Below are 247 nucleotides of genomic sequence, written 5' to 3' on the forward strand. Positions count from 1 at the left end.
TGGTACGCGCGGACTCGCAGGGAAAGAGGCGGGTATAGGGCACGATCCAGTGTGCCTGATAGACAAGCCCGGCCACGGCGATCACGGCCAGTGACACCCTGAGCCCGAAGGCAAGCGGGGACACCCCCAGGTCGGCGATCAACAACATCGCCCACAAGGCGGGCAGCTGCAGACGGGGGAAGTCCATGATGCGCACCGACCAATGGCGAATACGCGTCAGTGGCAGCAGGGTGAAGGCTGCCATCAG

General features: G+C 64.4%; 1 pseudogene. It reads right to left on the reverse strand.

The window, feature by feature from the left end:
- Positions 1-247, reverse strand: a pseudogene (locus R0J88_RS22510) (endonuclease); the annotation flags it as partial.

Source organism: Pseudoalteromonas sp. SIMBA_162, from assembly GCF_046535955.1.
Lineage (GTDB): Bacteria > Pseudomonadota > Gammaproteobacteria > Enterobacterales > Alteromonadaceae > Pseudoalteromonas > Pseudoalteromonas marina.